This window comes from Actinoplanes flavus, assembly GCF_017592555.1.
Classification (GTDB): Bacteria; Actinomycetota; Actinomycetes; order Mycobacteriales; family Micromonosporaceae; genus Actinoplanes; species Actinoplanes flavus.
This window is the reverse complement of record NZ_JAGFNS010000005.1, coordinates 243,628-261,793: the sequence shown is the minus strand read 5'-3', so window position 1 is coordinate 261,793 and position 18,166 is coordinate 243,628. Positions and strand designations below refer to the sequence as shown.

Genomic DNA, 18,166 nt, shown 5'->3' with positions numbered 1-18,166 from the left:
CGGTCCGCGCACAGCCTAGGGGGTCGCCTCCAGCAGAAGTGCGCTGGTCGGGACGCCGGTGCCGGCGGTCACGAGCACCGGTCCGCCGCCGGGGACCTGGTTGACGGCGGTGCCGCGGATCTGCCGGACCGCCTCGGTGATGCCGTTCATACCGTGGATGTACGCCTCCCCCAGCTGTCCGCCGTGCGGGTTCACCGGCAGCCGCCCGCCCTGTTCGATGCCGCCGTCGGCGATCAGGTGCCGGGCCTCGCCGGGCGCGCAGAATCCGAGTTCCTCCAACTGCATGAGGACGTACGGGGTGAAGTGGTCGTAGAGCATGGCGGTGCGCACGTCGGCGGGCCGGTATCCGGACTGCTCCCAGATCTGCCGTCCGGTCACCGCGATCTCCGGCAGCCCCGCCACCGTCGGCCGGTAGTAGCTGGTCATCACGAACTGGCCGGGTCCGCTGCCCTGGGCGGCGGCCGCGATCACCGCCGGCGGCCGGGGCAGGTCGCGGGCCCGTTCCACGCCGGTCACCACCACGGCGACCGCCCCGTCGCTCTCCTGGCAGCAGTCGAGCAGCCGTAACGGCTCGGCGATCCACCGGGAGGCCCGATGGTCGTCCAGGGTGATGGGGCGGCCGTGGAACCAGGCGTGCGGGTTGGTGGCCGCGTGCCGGCGGGCCGCGACCGTGACCCGCCCGAAGTCGTCGGTGCTCGCGCCGTGGTCGTGCAGGTAGCGGCGGGCCACCATGGCGACCTGGGCGGCCGGGGTGGCGAGACCGGCCGGCACGTGCCAGCCGGCGTCGGTGTCCGGGGACGCGTAGGCCTGCCCGAACCGGCGGCCGGACCGCTCGTTGAGCGCGCGGTAGCAGACGACGACGTCGGCGAGCCCGGCGGTGACCGCCAGGACGGCCTGCTGCACGATCGCGCAGGCGGCGCCTCCGCCGTACCCGATCCGGGTCAGGAAGGTCAGCTCGCCGATGCCGAGTTCCCGGGCGACGGCGATCTCGCTGTTGTTGTCCATGGTGAAGGTGACCAGGCCGGAGACGTCGGCGGGCCGCAGGCCGGCGTCGTCGAGGGCGGCCCGGATCGCCTCGACGGCGAGGCGCAGCTCGCTGCGGCCGGAGTCCTTGCTGAACTCGGTGGCCCCGATGCCGGCGATCGCGGCGGTTCGGCTGATCATGACGCCACCTCGACGGTTCCGCTGACGTGCACGCCGGCGGCGGTACGCCCGGCGACCTCGATGCCGTGCGGGAGGACCTGCCCGGTGAAGGTGAGGGTGTCGTACGCGTGGCACGGTGTCCCGAGGCGGATCCGGATGCCCCGTACCCGGGTGTCCGGGCCGAGCGCGTCGGTGACGAACCGCTGCACCAGGCCGGTCGTGGTGAGGATGTTGAGGAAGATGTCCTTCCCGCCGAGCCGGACCGCGGCGTCCCGGTCGTGGTGCACGTTCTGGAAGTCGCGGGTGGCCAGTGCCGTGCTGACGATCAGGGTGGGCGTGACCTCCAGCGCCCACGGGCCGAGGACCTCGACGTCGGGCCGCCACACCGGCAGGCCATCGTCGAAGAACACCCGGACCGGGTCGCCGATCTCCGGGCGGGGGCCGCGGTATTCGGCGACGACCCGGACGCCTTCGGTGAGGTCGACCAGGGCGACCGTGTAGGGGGCGCGCCGGCCGGGGACGGGTGGATGGTGGTGCACCACGTAGCTGTGGATCCGGCCGGTTCCCTCGGCTGTCGTGTACTCCGGTTTCAGCGAGCCGCACTGCGGGCAGGCCGGGCCGGGCGGGTGGCGCATCGTGCCGCACTCACCACATTTCTGGATGCGCAGTTCGCCCGCCGCGGCGCCCTCCCAGAAGGCGGCGTTGTCGGCGGTGATCATCGGCCGCAGCTTCTCAGTTGCCGGTCTGTCCGGATTTCCAGATGGTTTATACCGCAAAATCCGGAAACGCATCTCCCCGACCGGCTCGTCCCCGACAAGCCAGGTGCTGAGCGTGGTGACGAACCACCCTTCGCCGAGCGAGGTCCTCTTGGGCCCGACGACAGCCTCCAGCTGACTGCGGACCGAGACCGTCTCGCCGAGGCGCAGGGGCCGATGGTAGACCTGCTCGGAGTCGGTGGCGACGACGGCGCGGTATCCCGATTCGTCGAGTAATTCCGACATCACCTGCAAGGGATCGTCGACCGGAGACGGCGCGAGACCCCGCATCGTCCACACCTGGATCATCGCGGGCGGCGCGACCCCCGCCTGCTCATAGGCCGGATTGCCGTCCCCCATCGCCTCCAGCCACGTGCGGATCATCGGCAGGTTCACCGGATCCCGCCCGGCCCGCGCCGGCGTCGCCCCCGCCGCGGTCAACCGCGCCACCACCTCTTCGATCATCACGACCTACCTGGGCACTCGGGGCAGGCCGAGGCCCGCGCTGGCGATGATCTCGCGCTGGATCTCGTTGACGCCGCCGCCGAAGGTCAGCACCAGGTCGCGCCGGGCGTGCAGGCCGAGCCAGTCGAGCAGGTCCGCGGTGCCCGGGTCGGCCGGGTCACCGTGGCGGGCCACCAGTTCCTCCAGTTCCTGGCCGAGCCGCAGCAGGCGTTCGGAGGAGAAGACCTTGGTGGCGGAGGCGTCGGCCGGGGCCGGTTCGCCGCCGGCGACCTGCCAGTTGAGCAGTTCGTTGACACGCAGCGCCGCGTGGGTCCGGGCCAGCGCGCGGCGGACCTCCGCGATCTCCGCAACCCCTCGGGTGTACGCCCATGCGCGCACCCGATCGTGCAGGGCACCGATCCGCCCGGCCGGTCCGAGCATGACGCGCTCGTGGTTGAGCTGCGCGGTGAGCAGCCGCCAGCCGCCGTTCTCCGGTCCGACCCGGCGGCTGACCGGCACCCGGACGCCGGTGAGGTAGGTGGCGTTGACGTGGTGCGACCCGTCGCTCGTGATGATCGGCGTCCAGGAGTAGCCGGGGTCGCGGGTGTCGACGATCAGGATGGACAGGCCGCGGTGGCGTTCGGCGGCCGGGTCGGTGCGGCAGGCCAGCCACAGGAAGTCGGCGTCGTGTGCCCCGGTGGTGAAGGTCTTCTGGCCGTCCACCACGTACTCGTCGCCGTCGCGCACCGCCCGGGTCCGCAGCGCGGCCAGGTCGGTGCCGGCCTCCGGTTCGGTGTAGCCGATCGCGAAGTGCAGGTCCCCGGCCAGGATCCGGGGCAGGAAGTGTGCCTTCTGCTCGGCGCTGCCGTGTGCCAGCAGGGTCGGCGCGACGGTCTGCAACGTGACGGCGGGCAGCGGGACGTCGGCGCGGGCCGTCTCGTTCACCAGGATCTGCTGCTCGGCGGGTCCGAGGCCGCGTCCGCCGTACTCGGCCGGGAAGCCGAGCCCGAGCCAGCCGTCGCGGCCGAGGCGGGCCACGACGTCGCGATAGGCGGGTCCGAGCCGTTCCCGCGCCAGCTCGCCACGCTGCGCGGGCGTCAGGACCCCGGCGAGGTACGACCGGAGCTCGTCCCGGAGCGCACGCTGCCCGTCAGTCAGGTCGATGAACAAGCCGCTCCCCCAGTGTGGTCAGCCGGTGTTCGGCGCCGCCCAGGAAGCGGACCAGGTCCCGGATCAGGGTGGTGTGCCGGTGCAGCGGGTAGTCGATCGCCAGTCCGAGCCCGCCGTGCAGGTGATGGCAGGTACGGGCGGCGGGCGGCGCCTCGGCGGTGAGCCACTGGGCGGCCACGTGCAGGTCGTCGTCGGCGTCCCGGCCGGTGCCGAGCCGCCACGCCGCGGCGAGGGTCGCCAGGTGCAGGGTGCGGCTGGCGATGTAGACGTCGGCGATCTGCTGGGCGACCGCCTGGAAGGTGGCGAGCGGCCGCCCGAACTGCCGTCTGGTCCGCACGTGCTCGGCGGTCAGCGCCAGCGCCCCGGCCAGTGCGCCGTCACCGAGTGCGCAGGCGCAGCTCACCGCGTACCGGTGCAGGTCTTGATGGGTTTCGTGGTCGCCCAGCGGATGCGCGGCAGTCCGGTCGAGGCGCAGGACGCCGCGGTCGAGGGTGGCCCCGGGCCCGGCCGGGTCGATCGTCACGACGGCCGGGCCGGCGACCGTGACGAGCAGCCGGTCGGCGGCGGTGACCCCGGTCTTGACCCCGGTGACCGTCCCGTCCGCGAACCTCGTGCGCGGCGCGACCGGCAGCGGGTCACCCGGTTCGGCGACGGCGATGCCGAAGGTCCGCCCGGCCTCGTGGGCGCCGGTGAGGGCCGCGACCAGGTGCCCGAGGGCGGGCAGGCCGGGCGCGCGGCGGCCGATCTCGGTGAGCACGAGGGTGGTCTCCAGGACGCCGAGGCCGGCGCCGCCGAGCCGTTCCGGGACCGCGAGGGTGAGCAGCCCGGTCTGGCCGAGGGCGGCCCACGCCTTGTCCGGATCGCCGGCGCTCGCGTCGAGCACCTCACCGGCGAGCCGGCTGATCGCCCGATGTGACTCGTCCGGCTGAAAATCCATGACACTGATTAGAACACGTTTCAGTTTGGGTGCACCACGGTCGGGTGACACAGGGACGCAACGCGCCGTTGCTAGGCTTGATTCAGAGGCGAAAGGGCGACCATGGCAGTCACGAGAACGAGTACCACCAACACCGCGCGCGGCGCGCTCACCGGCGCCGACATCGCGGGTTCGGCCGCGCAGCGCGACCGGCGCCGCCGGATCCTGGAGGCCACGCTGGCGCTGGCGTCCAAGGGCGGTTACGACGCGGTGCAGATGCGCACGGTCGCCGAGCGGGCCGGGGTCGCCCTGGGCACGCTCTACCGCTACTTCCCCTCGAAGATCCATCTGCTGGTGTCGGCGCTGGCCGGCGAGTTCGAGACGATCCAGGAGAAGATCGGGCGCAAGCCGATCCCGGGGGACACTCCGTATGACCGGACGCTCTACGTCCTCGGCCGGATGACCCGGACCATGCAGCGCGAGCCGCTGCTCGCCGAGGCGATGACCCGGGCCTTCATGTTCGCCGACCCGTCGGCGAGCGCCGAGGTCAACGCGGTGGCCGGCCTGATGGAGGACATGCTGACCCGCGCCATGCACGAGGGCGACGACAGTGAGCCGACCGCCGACGACCGGGCCAAGGCACGGGTGATCGGTGACGTGTGGCTGTCCAACCTGGTGGCCTGGGTGACCCGCCGGGCGTCGGCGAACGATGTCGTCAACCACCTCGAGCTGGCCACCCGGCTGCTGGTCCGCTGACGCCTAACCGGCCAGGGCGGTCAGCTTCTCCAGGGCCTGCCGCGCGGCGGGCCCGGCCTGCTTCTCCAGCATGGCGGCCATCGGCCCGTTGAGCGCCGGCCCGGCGAACTCCATCTCGTAGGTGACCCGGGAGCCGGCGCCCTCGGGCTCGATGACGAACCGGTTCTTCGCCTTGACGCCCATCGGGCCGTCGCCGGCCATCTCCAGGCGGTTCGGGGCGTCCGCGGCGACGACCTTCCAGGCCATCTCGGCGGGCATGCCCATCAGCTTCACCTTCTGCTTGTACGTGGTCCCCTCGGCCACGGTCGCCGGCACGTCGCCGGTGAAGCCCTGGTGCATGGCGTTCCACTCGGGCGTCCGGGGCAGATCGGTGACGACCTGCCACACCTTGTCCGGCTCGGCGGTGGTGGTGGCCGAGACGCTCACCTTGGGCATGTCTTCCTCCTCATCACGGGGTGGTGGCCGCCAGATCCAGGCCGGCCACGTGTCCGAAGGTCATCGCGGGTCCGAGGGTCGAGCCGGCGCCGGCGTAGCTGTGGCCCATCACGGCGGCGCTGGCGTTTCCGGCGGCGTACAGGCCGGGGATCACCGAGCCGTCCGGGCGAACCACCCGGGCCCGGGCGTCGGTGAGCAGGCCGCCCTTGGTGCCGAGGTCACCGGGCACGATCGTGAAGGCGTAGAACGGCGGCAGCCAGATCGGCGCGAGGCACGGGCTGGGCAGGTTGGTGGGGTCGGCGAAGTAGGCGTCGTACGCGCTGTCGCCCCGGCGCCAGTCGGTGTCCCGTCCGGCGCGGGCCTGCGCGTTGAACCGGTCCACGGTGGCCCGCAGCGCACCGGCCGGCACGCCGATCTTCGCGGCCAGCCCGGCGAGGGTCCAGTCCTTGACCAGGGCGCCGCTCTCGTACCACTCGTCGGGGTAGGGCAGCAGCGGGGCGAGGTCCTTGAACAGGTAGCGGTTCCGGTAGTCCTGGTCGGTGATCATCCAGCAGGGGATGTGGCCCTTCTCGTACATGACGTGCACGACGTCGCTGTACGGCGCGGCCTCGTTGACGAACCGCCGCCCGGCGGAGTTGACGAAGATGGTGCCGGGGAGGGTCCGCTCGGAGAGGCAGAACCACGGCTCGCCGGGCAGCGGGATCATCGGCCCCCACCAGGCGTCGTCCATCAGCGCGAGAGCCGCCCCGGCCCGCTCACCGGCCTCGATGCCGTCGCCGGTGTTGGAGTCCGCCCCGATCGTCCAGGCGGTCCCGATCGGCGCGGCCTGGTACTGCTTGCGCATCCGCTCGTTGTGCTCGAACCCGCCGCTGGCCATCACCACGCCGCGCCGGGCCCGGATCAGCGTCTCGGCGCCGTCCCGCCGGACCAGCACCCCGGCCACCCGGCCGTTCTCCACGTGCAGGTCGAGCAGGGGGGTGTTCAGCCAGACCGGCACACCGGCGGCGATCAGCCCGGCCCGCAGCCCACCGGCCAGCGCCTGGCCCATGGTGACCGGCTTCTGTCCCTGGGCCGCGAGCTGGAGATAGCGCCAGAGGATCTCGCTGGCCGTGGCGACGCCGCGCGGGTGGCGGGCGACCAGCGACAGCCATCGGTAGTCGATCGTGTAGACCACGGTTCCGGCGGGACTGGCCTGGTACGGCCCGTTGAGGTGGGCGAGTTCGTCACCGAGGACGTTGGCGTCCAGGGCCTGGGGCTCGATCGAGCGGCCGTGCGGCATGCCACCGGGCAGCTCGGGATAGTAGTCCGGGTAGTCCTTCATCCAGGCGAACCGCAGCGGTGTCCAGCGTTGCAGGAAGGCGATGGTGCGCGGCCCGTTGGTGAGGAACGCCTGGCGGCGGGCGGCCGGCACCTCGGGCCCGGCCACCGCCGCCAGGTAGGTGTCGGCCTTGCTGAACGTGTCCGGCACCCCGGCGGCGAGCAGAACGTCGTTGTTCGGCACCCAGATCCCGGCGCCGGACCGGGCCGCCGATCCACCGTAGACGGGCGCCTTCTCGACGAGAACCGTGTTCAGTCCGCCACGGGCCGTGGTGAGAGCGGCGGTCATCCCGGCCGCACCGGCACCCACCACGACCACGTCGTATTCCACGGTGACCGCCATGGCCTCTCCATCCGCCGGGCCGTTTACCGCTCCGCAACAACTAGAACAGGTTATAGCAGTGTGATGAGATTCACTAGGTCTGATGGGTGAGGGTGTAGGAGCCTGACAGGGTGACCGACAGTGAGAACGGCCGCCGGCTGCACGCCGTCGACGACGCGCTGCTGCGCCGCCGGGAGGCGATCAGCGACCTGGGCGACGCACTGCGGCTGCTCATCGAGCACGCCACCGCCACCGAGGCGCCCACCGAGGAACTGCGGCGGGCCGCCGAGCGGATCCGGCAGGCGGCCGCGCCGCTGGGCGAGCGGGTCCGCGGCCGGCACGAACCCCCGTCCGCCGACGACATGCGCACCGGGGTGCGCCTCTACAACCCGGTGACCGGCGCGGGCAGCGCCTTCGCCCCGCCGCTGGAGATCCACCAGGAGGGTGAGATCACGATCGGCGCCTGCACGCTCGGGCTGGCCTTCGAGGGGCCGCCCAGCTACGCCCACGGCGGGGTCAGCGCCATGCTGCTCGACCAGATGCTGGGCTACGCGGCCGGCGCCTCCGGCAATCCGGGCATGACGGTCCGGCTCGACACCGGCTACCGCAAACCGGTCCCGCTGCTCACCCCGCTGCGGCTGACCGCCGAGGTGGTCGACGTGGACGGGCGCCGGGTCACCGTGGCCGGGTCGATCGCCACGGCGGCCGAGCCCGGCGAGATCCTGGTCGCGGCGACCGGCGTGTTCGTCGGTCTGCGCGCCGAGCAGGCGCGGCGGCTGTTCGGCGCGGTCATCGGGCGCGGCGAGGAGTCCCGCGCCGGCTGAAAGTCTGGCGGTAGGCCGTCGGCGAAACGCCGATCGCGCCGGTCAGGTGCTGACGTAGCGACGCGGCGGTCCCGAATCCCGCCTCGGCCGCGACCCGGTCGACCGGCAGGTCGGTGGTCTCCAGCAGGCGACGGGCGTGTTCGATCCGCTGCCGCGCGAGCCACTGCACCGGTGTCATGCCGACTTCGGCGCGGAAGCGGCGCGACAGCGTGCGCACACTCGTCCGGGCATGCCGGGCCAGCTCGGCGAGCGTGATCGGCCGGTGCAGCTGCCCGAGTGCCCACTGGCGGGCCTCGGATGTCGTCGCGGTCGCCGATTCGGGCACCGGACGGTCGATGAACTGTGCCTGGCCGCCCTCGCGCCAGGGCGGCACGACACACAGCCGGGCCACCTGGTTCGCCACGGCGCTGCCGTGGTCGCGGCGCACCACGTGCAGGCACAGGTCCACACCGGACGCCACGCCGGCCGAGGTGAGCACCCGCCCGTCGTCGATGAACAGCACGCTGGCGTCGACCTTCACCTCCGGGAACGTGCGCTGGAAGTGCTCGGCGTTGTTCCAGTGCGTGGTGGCCGGCCGGCCGTCGAGGAGCCCGGCCGCGGCCAGCACGTACGAGGCCGTGCAGATCGACAGGATCCGTGCCTGGGGTGGCAGCCGCCGCAGCGCGGCCGCGACCGGTTCCGGCAGCCAGTCCCGGTCGCCGAGTGGCTCACACACGAACGGCGGCAACACCAGCGTGCCGGCCGTGTCGATCACCTCGGGGCCGTGCTGGACGGCCACGGTGAAGTCCGCACTGGTGGCGACCGGCCGGCCGTCGGCGGTGCAGGTGACGACCTCGTACAGCGGCTCACCGCCGGAACCGGCGGCGGTGCCGAAGATGCGGACCGGGATGCTCAGTTCGAACGGGTACACGCCGTCCAGCGCCAGGACCACCACGCGATGCATGGCCAGATCCTTGCACATGTTGGCCATCTGGCCACTCGATGTGCCGACCACCGCTCCGGCAGGGTGGATCCCGCAGACGACGAGGAACGGGAAGGCATGCGATGCGCGCGATCGAACAGGACGAGCTCGGCGGTCCGGAGGTCCTCGAACTGGTGGAGGCCGACCGCCCCGATCCCGGTCCCACCGAGGTCCTCGTCCGGGTGCACGCGGCCGGCGTCAACCCCACCGACTTCTGGCATCGCGCGACCGGTGGTCTGCTCGGCCGCCCGGTACGGCTCGGCTGGGAACTGTCGGGTGTGGTCGAGGCCGCCGGTGTCGGCGCCGCACGGTTCCGGCCCGGGGACGAGGTCTTCGGCATGCCGTGGCTACCGCGGGTGGCCGGCGCCTACGCGGAGTACGTCACGGCACCGTCGCGGCATCTCGCCCGCAAACCCGCCACGCTGACCCACGTCCAGGCGGCCGGTCTGGGGCTCGCCGGGCTCACCGCGTGGCAGGCACTCGTCGAACTCGCCGAAGTCCAGCCGGGCCAGCGTGTGCTCGTCCACGCCGCCGCGGGTGGCGTCGGTCATCTCGCCGTGCAGATCGCCAAGGCACGCGGCGCGCACGTGATCGGCACCGCTCGCGGCGCCAAGCACGCGTTCGTCCGCGGGCTGGGCGCCGACGAGGTCATCGACTACACCACGACGGACTTCACCGAACACCTCCACGACCTCGACGTCGTCGTGGACACGATCGGCGGCGACTACGGGCCACGCTCGCTGACGACGCTGCGCCCGGGCGGCATCCTGGTCGCCCTGGCCTCACCGGCGGAGACGTACCTGGAAGAGGAGGCGGCCCGGCAGGGCAGACGTGCCCGGTTCATGATCGTCGAGCCGGACGCCGCCGGGCTCGCGAACCTCGCCCACCTGGCCGATGCCGGGCTCCTTCGCGTCGAGGTGGACACGGTGCTGCCCCTGGAGCAGGCTGCCAAGGCTCACGAGATCGGCCAGACCGGCCGCACCAGCGGAAAGATCATCCTCACCCTCTGACGCACGGCGCGGTCCCGCTCACTCGACGACGCGGGCCTGGTGGGCGTCACGGTCGCCGGGGGCGACATCCGGATGGATCAGACCCTCGGCGTACGGGCGGGCGCGTGCCACCAGTTCGGGTGTCACCCCGTTGCGGGTGGCCAGCAGGTCCACCCAGTCCGGCAGCAGCGCGAGCACCGGGCCGGCGGACTCCCGGTACTCCTCCCGGATGTGCCGGGCCACGTAGGCGACCCGGTGCGGTGAACAGCCGACCGCCAGCGTGGGCACGTCCAGCGGCCAGGCGTCCAGCACCGCGCCCGCCTCGTCCTGGGCGTCCGGCCACCGGCTCATCCACTCGGCGGCCAGCTTCGGCAGATCCTCGCGGTGGCGCGGCACCGGGTGGGCGGGCAGCGACGCCACGACCGTCTCGGCCAGGCGGCGGCAGCGCAGGTACTCGGCGTGCTGCTCGGCCGACTCGCCGCCGAGTGCGGTCAGCCCGAACAGGGCGGGCAGCACGTCGCGGAGCAGCTCGGGATCGTCGGCCGCACGCCACGACGTGCCGCCGGCCGCGATCGGGCCGACCCCGACCTGCCACGCGGCCAGGGCCTCCTCGGGTGAGGCGTAGAAGCCGGCGTGCACCGGGAGCGGGGTGACCGTGCACCCGTCGACGTCCCAGAGGTACCAGCGCGCCGGGCCGTCCGGCACGGTGAACGGCGCCACCACGGCGAACCGGGTGCCGTACCGGTCGAGGGTCCACAGCACCGGCCCGCCGAGCACCGGGCCCGGCGCCTCCAGGCCGGTCCGCTCCCGCAGCGGGGACGGCAGGATCGCGGTGACCGCGGCCCGCACCCGCTCGCCGGCCGGATCACCGCCGGCGCCGGCGACCTCGTCGGCCAGCGCCTCGGCGAAATGCTCCGGTCCGATGTAGTCGTCGCCCTTGGCGAGCAGTTCGCCGACACGGCCGCTCTCGGCCGCCGCGAGCAGCTCGGCGGGCTCGGCCGGGGTCCGGTCGGCGAGCTCGGTGAGCAGCGGGCCGAGCCGGGCGCACAGCTCGTCCTCCAGGGCGGTGCCGGTGGCCGCCGACTCCCGCAACGACTCGGCCAGGGCCCGGGCGTGCGGCCGGGCCGCCTCCACCCGGCGGGTGAACGCCTCCGTCCACCCGGAGACCAGGTTGGACAGCGACAGTTTCCGGGCGTGGTCGCGGCGGCGGCTCGCCCGGGCCGCCGCCGCGGACTTCTGGGACTTCTTGCGCTTACGAGAGACCGGCACGGGCCGAGAATATGTGGCCGTCTCTGTCCCGGCCCGCCGTCGTCACCCGCACGGGCGGTTCAGCACCGCTCCGGGGTCCAGTCGTCACTGCCACGCAGGAACGCCGCGGCGGTGTACTCCCCGGCCTGCTCGGCGGTCAGCTGCGGCCGGTTCGCCGAGACGATCGCGCCCGGCCCGGCGTTGCGGTACTCGAAGAACCGCGCGTCCTCCCACGGCCAGGCGCCGAAGTCGCTCCAGGCGGCGTCGGGGATGTGCGCGCCGATCCAGGACTCCCGGACGATCGTCTGGCCGATCGCGTTCGGGTCGTTGCCGGGATGCCACGGACGGCCCAGCAGGACGGTTCCGGCCGGGGCGTCCGAGGTGAACCGGCTGCGCTGGAAGAGCAGGCCGTACGGGTTGGTGATGTCGGTGCTCGGCGCGGTGACGTACCCGTTCGGGGTGCTGCCGCGGTTCAGCGAGTGGATCCGGCAGCGGTCGAAGACGGCGGTGGCCCGGCCGAAGATGAAGTCGACGTCACCCTCCACATAGCAGTCGCGCAGGTGGACCCGCGCCACCACACCGGCCGCGCTGCTGTTCACGTACAGGGTGTCCTGGTTGGCCAGGAACCGCACCCGGTCGAAGACCAGCCGGTCGGCCCGGGTCAGCACGGCCACCGCCTGCCGGTTGGTGATCTCCGGGTGGGCGGCCTCGTCGAAGAGATTCGCGAAGGTCAGGTTCACGGCCCGGAAATCGGCGCCGCTGACGGTGACCGAGGCGCTGCCGGAGGTGCCCCAGGGCGTGCCGTCCGGCTTGAGGGTGCCGTTGGCGCGGTCGTCGGCGATCACCACGTCGTCCGGGCGGCGGCCGAGGCCGCGCAGCTCCAGGAACGGCTTCGTGGCGGGGACGACGACCTGGCCCAGGTAGGTGCCGGGGCGCACGCCGATGACGAACGGCTCGGTCGCCCCGGCCGGGGCGGCGTCGATCGCGGCCTGGATGCCGGTGTGGTCGCCGCCGCCGTCGACCGCCACCGTCAGATCCGGTCGCCGGCCGCCCGCGAGGGCCGGGGTGGTGGTCAGCCCGGTCGCCACGATGCCGAGGCCGGAGGACATGCCGAGGAAGGTACGCCGACGCATACCACAACTCCTTGATGAGGGGATTGCGCTGGGGGAAAGCGCTTTCCTGGACACCGTAGACGGGTCATCGGCCGACGTCAACGGCATCGTCGACGTCAGTGACACGTGTGGATACAGTGGCGTGATGGTCGAACCGATCTCCCGCCGGTCCCTGCTGCGCACCGCGGCCGCCGGCGCCGCCGCGGTGGTCACCACCGGGGCCGCGACCCGGATCCCCGCAGCCGTGCGCGACCTCGAAGAGAAGATCCGGGCCGGCATGACGGCGTACCGGATTCCCGGCGTCGCCTACGGCCTCTACCACCAGGGCCGCGAGTATGTGGGCGGCTTCGGCGTCACCGACGTGGCCGCGCCCGCCCCGGTCGACGGCGACACCGTCTTCCGGATCGCGTCCACCACCAAGACCTTCACCGGTACGGCCGCGATGCGGCTGGCCGAACGCGGGCGGCTCGACCTCGACCGCCCGGTCCGCGCCTACCTGCCCGGCTTCCGGACCGCCACCTCCCCCGGAGTCACCGTGCGGCAGGTGCTCAACCACAGCGCCGGCTGGCTCGGCGACGTCTTCACCGACACCGGCAGCGGCGACGACACCCTGGAGAAGTACGTCGCGGCCCTGGAGACGGCACCGCAGCTGACCCCACCCGGGACGGTGATGGCGTACAACAACGCGGCCATCGGGGTCGCCGGCCGGCTCATCGAGGTGACCACCGGCGCCGTCTACGAACGCGCCCTGCGGTCCCTGATCCTCGACCCGCTGCGGCTGCGAGGCACCGCCTTCACCCTGGCGGAGCTGGCGGGCGCCAGAGTGGCCGTGCCGCACGGCTCCGACGCGTCCGGCGACCCGGTCTCGGTGCCGGAGGCGCTGGCCATCCCGCGCAGCCTGCACGCGGCCGGCGGTCTCTACTCCACGGCGCGCGACCAGCTGCGCTGGGCCCGCTTCCACCTCGGCGACGGCGACCCGCTGCTCACCCGCCGCTCACTGCGGGCCATGCGGTGGCGGCCCGGCCCCGGCGGCACCCTGTTCGTCGAGGTCGACGGCTTCGGCGTCACCTGGATGCTGCGGCCCACCGCCGAGGGCCCGCGCGTCGTCCAGCACGGCGGCGACCTGCCCGGCCAGCACTCCGGCTTCCTGCTCGTCCCGGAACGCGGCCTCGCGCTCACCGTCCTCACCAACTCGGAGAGCGGCCCGGCCCTGCTGGCCGAACTCTTCGCCGACGACTGGGCATTGACCCGCCTGGCCGGCCTGCACAACCTGCCGGCCACCCCGCGCTCGCTGACCCCCGCCCAGCTGTCCGGCTACGAGGGCCGTTACGTGGCCGACCAGATCGGCTCCGCCGGCGAGCACGCGTCCCTCACCCTCGACCTGGTCGCCCAGGGCGGCCGGCTGAGCGGCCGCGTCGACGGCGCCGAGGCGATGGTGCTGCCGTTCTACCGCCGCGACCACGTGCTGGCGCGGGCCCCCGACGGCACCGACGCACACACCCGCGCCGACTTCGTCCGCGACCCGGACGGCTCGGTCGGCTGGCTGCGCTTCGGCGGCCGCCTCTTCCGGCGCACCCCGCCCGGCACGGCCGCGCTCCGCACCACCGGCCACACATCGGCGCTGCTCCCCGTCACCCTGCCCCACCCGCCGTCCCGCTGACGCCACGCCGATCAGCAGTTCACACCGACCTACCGCCGGCCGACACCGCGACGACCAACAGCTCACACCGGCCCACCGCCAGCAGACACCGCGACGACCAACAGCTCACACCGGCCCACCGCCAGCAGACACCGCGACGACCAACAGCTCACACCGGCCCACCGCCAGCAAACGCCACAACGATCAACAGCTCGCGCCGGCCCACCGCCGACGGACACCGCGACGGTCAGTAGTTTTCGCCGGTCTGCTGCCGGCGCTGGAGGCGGCGCTCCTCCAGCTTGCGCCAGCGGTTGTAGACCTGGACCGCGGCCTCGACCGGTTCCGGCGCGCAACCGGCCTTCCACTGCCGCGGCAGGAACGACTCGGCACCCAGCCACAGCAGGTCACTCATCGGAACCGTGCCACCGTTCATCAGCATCAGCTCCTCCGCCACCTGAACCGCATGATCGCTACGGCGCCACATCTCGAGGATGGAGCTACCGTGCGTCAGCTCGTCGTGGTCGTCCGGATGCAGATCCATGTGCGCGTTCGTCCTTCGTACTGCGTATTCGCAGGTCAGCAGGGGTGAGAGCGTCACTCTGGTGCGCTGCCGCCGGTCCTGTCAAGGTCGCTCGGACGAAGATCACGCCAACCCGGGGACATATCGGTCACCGGGCCGTCCGCCGTCTCTCGGCCCTTCCCGGTACGGGCCTCCCCGCCCCACCGAGTCCCGGCCGCCCCGCCGGCTCCACGCGATCCGCTGCCCACGCACGCCCGTGCCGCCCGCGCCGGGCGTGGCTGCCCACTCACCCTCGCGATTCCCGCGCCCATGCCGCAGCCGAGGCGCAACCGCCCACCCACCGCCCACGACCCGTCGCGCCCACCCAGCCGTGCCGGGCCCGCCAAACGCGACGGCCCACCCAGCCGTGCCGGGCGCGCCAAACGCGACGGCCCACCCAGCCCCGCAACCCCGTGCCGCGGCCACCAGACGCAACTGCCCACCCACCCCCAGGCGCACGCCGCGACCGACCGCCCATCCACCCAGCGACCCGTCGCGCCCACCCACGCCCCATGCCGCGGCCCGGGCCGCATCGTGGATGCGGCTGGCTCTGGGGGCTGTTCGAACGCGTTCCAAACAGCCCCCACAGCCAGCCGGACCACCCACTCACGCCCGGACGCGCGCGGCACGGCCCGAACCCGGCAGCGCCTCGCGGGGGACCGGCGGGACGGCCGGGATTCGGCGGGGGCGGCGATGCCCGTACCGGAAAGGAGAGAGTGAGGGGCGACGGCGTTGACAAGCGTGAATCGCGGAAGCGACATTGGGAGCGCTCCCAACCCTCCGTCCCCTGGAGACCAAGCATGAAACGCATCCCCCGAGTCACCTGGTGGGCCACCGTCGTGGCGGCGCTCTGCGCCGGCTTCGCCGCGGTGGCCGTGGCCCAGCCGGCACAGGCCGCCACCGGGTTCACCGTGTCCGGCACACAGATCCTGGAGGGCAACGGCACGCCGTTCGTGATACGTGGCGTCAACCACGCGCACACCTGGTACACGAGTCAGCTCGGCTCCCTGGCGAACATCAAGGCCCTCGGCGCGAACACCGTCCGTGTCGTGCTGAGCAGCGGCAACCGGTGGACCAGGAACGACGCGGCGGACGTCGGCAACGTCATCACCCAGTGCAAGGCCAACCGGCTGATCTGCGTGCTGGAGGCGCACGACACGACCGGGTACGGCGACGAGGGCGCCGCCGCGACGCTAGCCCAGGCCACCGACTACTGGATCTCGATCAAGAGCGCGCTGGACGGCCAGGAGAACTACGTCATCCTGAACATCGGCAACGAGCCCTACGGCAACACCAACCCGGCGGGCTGGGTGACCGATACGAAGAACGCGATCACGCGGCTGCGCGCGGCCGGGTTCGCGCACCAGATCATGGTCGACGCGCCGAACTGGGGCCAGGACTGGTCGTTCACCATGCGCGACAACGCGGCGTCGGTGTTCGCCGCCGACCCGAACCGCAACACCGTCTTCTCGGTGCACATGTACGGCGTGTTCGACACCGCCGCCGAGATCACCGACTATCTCAACCGGTTCCGGATCGCCGGGCTGCCGCTGGTGATCGGCGAGTTCGGGCACAACCATTCGGACGGCGACCCGGACGAGGACACCATCCTGGCCACCGCGCAGCAGCTCGGCGTCGGCTACCTGGGCTGGTCGTGGAGCGGCAACGGGGGCGGCGTCGAGTACCTCGACATGGTCACGAACTTCGACCCGGCCCAGCTGACCTCGTGGGGCCGGCGGCTGTTCGACGGCGCGAACGGGATCAAGGCCACGTCCCGGCAGGCGACGGTCTTCGGTGCGCAGCCGTCGACCTCGCCGTCGAACTGGCCGCCGTCGGACCCGCCGCCGTCCTCCCCGTCGTCGTCCGCGCCCACCGGCGCCTGCGCCGCCACCTACCGGGTGACGAATTCGTGGCCGGGCGGATTCCAGGGTGACGTCACGGTCACCGCCGGCAGCGCCGCGATCACCGCGTGGACGGTGAGCTGGACCTGGCCGAACGGGCAGCGGTTCAGCAACACGTGGAGCGCGACGGTGACCACCTCGGGCGAGACGGTCACCGCGAAGAACGCCGCCTGGAACGGCCGCCTGGCCGCCAGGGCCACCACGAGCTGGGGCTTCACCGGCACCTTCACCGGCGCCAACACCGCACCGGCGACGGTCACCTGCACCGCCTCCTGAACCCGGTGCCGCTCATCGCCTCGGCGGTGGGCGGCACCCGTTTTCGAAGATCACTCGTTCACCGCAGAGGAACTTCCCCGCGGGAGGACGATGTGAGTTTCTCGTTCCGGCACGGCGACGTCGCCGTCCACATCACCGTCGAGCCGGAGACCGGCGCGCACACCGGATGCCGTCTGCCCGGCTCCGCCGGCTCACCCGGTGAGACGATCCTCTACCCACCGCTGCACGCCGACCTGGTGCTGCCCGACACCGACCCCGGCGAGGTCGAGCTGCACTACCGGCCCGGCCTCGGCAGCTGGCGGTCCGGTCTCAGCGAGGGCGAGTTCGCGCGTTACGCCGGCGTGCCGTACGGGCTGCTCGGCCGCCACCTGGTGATGTTCCTGTGCACCGAGGCGTTCCGCTGCCGCAGCCGCACCATCACGTTCCAGCCGCACCGGCTCTACGCGTTCCTGGCCGGGCTCGGCTCCCTCTCCGAGTCGACCGTCCGCGGCAGCTGGTTCACCGAACTGGAGGACCAACTGCACCGCACCCTCCGGCACGGCTGGGTCAACGAGGGAACCGGCGGCTCGGGCTTCCTGGTCAGCGGCCGCAGCCGGCAGACCCACGGCTTCCTCGACTCGTCGTCGGAATGCCCGCCCGTGATCACCCTGGAAGCCGAGTTCGCGAAGTCGGCGCTGCGCTGGATCCCGCTCGACGCCGACACCGTCCGTGCGCTGGGCCGCCACTCCTGCCTGGCCCTGGACGTCTACGCCTGGCTCACCCTGGTCGGCACGTACCTCGACGACGCCCGCCAGTTCCCCTGGCCGTCGCTGCTCGCCCGGTTCGGCGCGGCCGGCGAGGACGAGACCGCCTTCCGCTCCCGCTTCGAGGCCTGCCTCAACGACATCCGCAAAGTCACCCCACTGCCCCCGGTCACCGCCGACACGCCGGGCATCGAAATCCGCCCGGCGTCCTCATGCGTCGGCTCCTTCCACCGCGCGTGGCCCCTCCCCCGCCCGGCATGAACACCCCGCCCCCGATCCAGCCACTCTCCCGATCCAGACACCCACCCCGATCCAGGCACCCGCCCGCCCGGTCCAGACACCCTCCCCGCCCGGGCCCGTCACCCTCACCGCCGGGAAGCTTTTCGACCCTTTCCGGTACGGGCATCCCCGCCCCGCCGAATCGTGGCCGTCCCGCCTGCTCCACGCGAGCTCCTGCCCGCTCGGGCCCGGTGCCGCGCCCGCCGGGCGGAGCTGCTCACTCACCCTCGCGATCACGTTCCCACTCACCGCCCGTGCCGCGGGCCCCGCCAGACGAAGCCGCCCACCAACCCCCGCGAGCACGCACCCACCCACCACCCATGCCGCGGGGCCTGCCGGACGAAACCGCCCACCACCCATGCCGCCAACCACGCCAG

General features: G+C 72.8%; 16 protein-coding genes and 1 pseudogene. 6 read left to right on the top strand and 11 right to left on the bottom strand.

Features of this window, described 5'->3' with window-relative positions; all coding sequences use genetic code 11:
• Positions 1-15: 15 nt before the first annotated feature.
• The 5 genes and pseudogenes from J5X75_RS10035 to J5X75_RS10020 all read right to left on the bottom strand — a co-directional run bounded on the left by J5X75_RS10035 (position 16) and on the right by J5X75_RS10020 (position 4,449).
• Positions 16-1,164 carry a lipid-transfer protein gene (locus J5X75_RS10035; RefSeq protein WP_208467055.1) on the bottom strand — a complete coding sequence of 383 codons (1,149 nt, stop codon included), beginning with the start codon at positions 1,162-1,164 and terminating at the stop codon, positions 16-18.
• Positions 1,161-1,529: a hotdog family protein gene (locus tag J5X75_RS44115; protein ID WP_307798018.1), complete on the bottom strand. Its 369-nt coding sequence runs from the start codon at positions 1,527-1,529 to the stop codon at positions 1,161-1,163. Before J5X75_RS44115 ends, J5X75_RS10035 begins: the two co-directional genes overlap by 4 nt.
• Positions 1,521-2,363, bottom strand: a pseudogene (locus tag J5X75_RS44110) (bifunctional MaoC family dehydratase N-terminal/OB-fold nucleic acid binding domain-containing protein); the annotation flags it as partial. The pseudogene J5X75_RS44110 and the gene J5X75_RS44115, both read right to left, overlap by 9 nt.
• A gap of 6 nt (positions 2,364-2,369) precedes the next feature.
• Positions 2,370-3,512, bottom strand: a complete 1,143-nt coding sequence (locus J5X75_RS10025) for an acyl-CoA dehydrogenase family protein (RefSeq protein WP_208467053.1) — start codon at positions 3,510-3,512, stop codon at positions 2,370-2,372.
• Positions 3,493-4,449, bottom strand: coding sequence for an acyl-CoA dehydrogenase family protein (locus J5X75_RS10020; RefSeq protein WP_208467052.1), 957 nt, complete (start codon positions 4,447-4,449; stop codon positions 3,493-3,495). The genes J5X75_RS10025 and J5X75_RS10020 overlap by 20 nt, the downstream gene beginning before the upstream one ends.
• Positions 4,450-4,551: 102 nt before the next feature.
• On the opposite strand from J5X75_RS10020, the gene kstR reads away from it, so the two are divergent.
• Positions 4,552-5,184 carry a cholesterol catabolism transcriptional regulator KstR gene (gene kstR, locus J5X75_RS10015; protein WP_208467051.1) on the top strand — a complete coding sequence of 211 codons (633 nt, stop codon included), beginning with the start codon at positions 4,552-4,554 and terminating at the stop codon, positions 5,182-5,184.
• Between the two features lie 3 nt (positions 5,185-5,187).
• Here the strand turns inward: kstR and J5X75_RS10010 are convergent, their stop codons facing one another.
• Together J5X75_RS10010 and kstD are read right to left on the bottom strand one after the other, a co-directional pair.
• Complete coding sequence (locus J5X75_RS10010; protein ID WP_208467050.1) at positions 5,188-5,619, bottom strand: type II toxin-antitoxin system Rv0910 family toxin; 432 nt, start codon at positions 5,617-5,619, stop codon at positions 5,188-5,190.
• A gap of 13 nt (positions 5,620-5,632) precedes the next feature.
• The gene (gene kstD / locus J5X75_RS10005; RefSeq protein WP_208467049.1) at positions 5,633-7,279 is read right to left on the bottom strand and encodes a 3-oxosteroid 1-dehydrogenase; all 1,647 of its coding nucleotides are present in this window, start codon (positions 7,277-7,279) and stop codon (positions 5,633-5,635) included.
• Between the two features lie 110 nt (positions 7,280-7,389).
• On the opposite strand from kstD, the gene J5X75_RS10000 reads away from it, so the two are divergent.
• Entirely contained in the window at positions 7,390-8,082 is a 693-nt protein-coding gene (locus J5X75_RS10000; protein ID WP_208467048.1) for a PaaI family thioesterase, read from the top strand.
• Here the strand turns inward: J5X75_RS10000 and J5X75_RS09995 are convergent.
• A complete protein-coding gene (locus J5X75_RS09995; RefSeq protein ID WP_307798010.1) occupies positions 8,048-9,025 on the bottom strand; it encodes a GlxA family transcriptional regulator in 978 nt (325 codons plus the stop codon). The two genes, J5X75_RS10000 and J5X75_RS09995, sit on opposite strands and share 35 nt — an antisense overlap.
• Positions 9,026-9,126: 101 nt before the next feature.
• On the opposite strand from J5X75_RS09995, the gene J5X75_RS09990 reads away from it, so the two are divergent.
• Positions 9,127-10,053: an NADP-dependent oxidoreductase gene (locus tag J5X75_RS09990; protein ID WP_208467046.1), complete on the top strand. Its 927-nt coding sequence runs from the start codon at positions 9,127-9,129 to the stop codon at positions 10,051-10,053.
• A gap of 18 nt (positions 10,054-10,071) precedes the next feature.
• On the opposite strand, the gene J5X75_RS09985 is transcribed toward J5X75_RS09990, so the two are convergent.
• Positions 10,072-11,301, bottom strand: coding sequence for a hypothetical protein (locus tag J5X75_RS09985; RefSeq protein ID WP_208467045.1), 1,230 nt, complete (start codon positions 11,299-11,301; stop codon positions 10,072-10,074).
• A 59-nt stretch (positions 11,302-11,360) separates the two neighbouring features.
• Positions 11,361-12,413: a pectinesterase family protein gene (locus J5X75_RS09980; protein WP_208467044.1), complete on the bottom strand. Its 1,053-nt coding sequence runs from the start codon at positions 12,411-12,413 to the stop codon at positions 11,361-11,363.
• A gap of 124 nt (positions 12,414-12,537) precedes the next feature.
• On the opposite strand from J5X75_RS09980, the gene J5X75_RS09975 reads away from it, so the two are divergent.
• Positions 12,538-14,052, top strand: coding sequence for a serine hydrolase domain-containing protein (locus J5X75_RS09975; protein WP_208467043.1), 1,515 nt, complete (start codon positions 12,538-12,540; stop codon positions 14,050-14,052).
• Positions 14,053-14,278: 226 nt separating this feature from the next.
• Here J5X75_RS09975 and J5X75_RS09970 read toward each other — a convergent pair whose 3' ends face one another.
• The gene (locus J5X75_RS09970) at positions 14,279-14,572 is read right to left on the bottom strand and encodes a hypothetical protein (RefSeq protein WP_208467042.1); all 294 of its coding nucleotides are present in this window, start codon (positions 14,570-14,572) and stop codon (positions 14,279-14,281) included.
• 818 nt (positions 14,573-15,390) lie between these two features.
• Between J5X75_RS09970 and J5X75_RS09965 the strand changes: the two genes are divergently transcribed.
• Complete coding sequence (locus J5X75_RS09965; protein WP_208467041.1) at positions 15,391-16,767, top strand: cellulase family glycosylhydrolase; 1,377 nt, start codon at positions 15,391-15,393, stop codon at positions 16,765-16,767.
• 92 nt (positions 16,768-16,859) lie between these two features.
• Positions 16,860-17,771 carry a replication initiation protein gene (locus tag J5X75_RS09960; RefSeq protein ID WP_208467040.1) on the top strand — a complete coding sequence of 304 codons (912 nt, stop codon included), beginning with the start codon at positions 16,860-16,862 and terminating at the stop codon, positions 17,769-17,771.
• Positions 17,772-18,166: the final 395 nt, after the last annotated feature.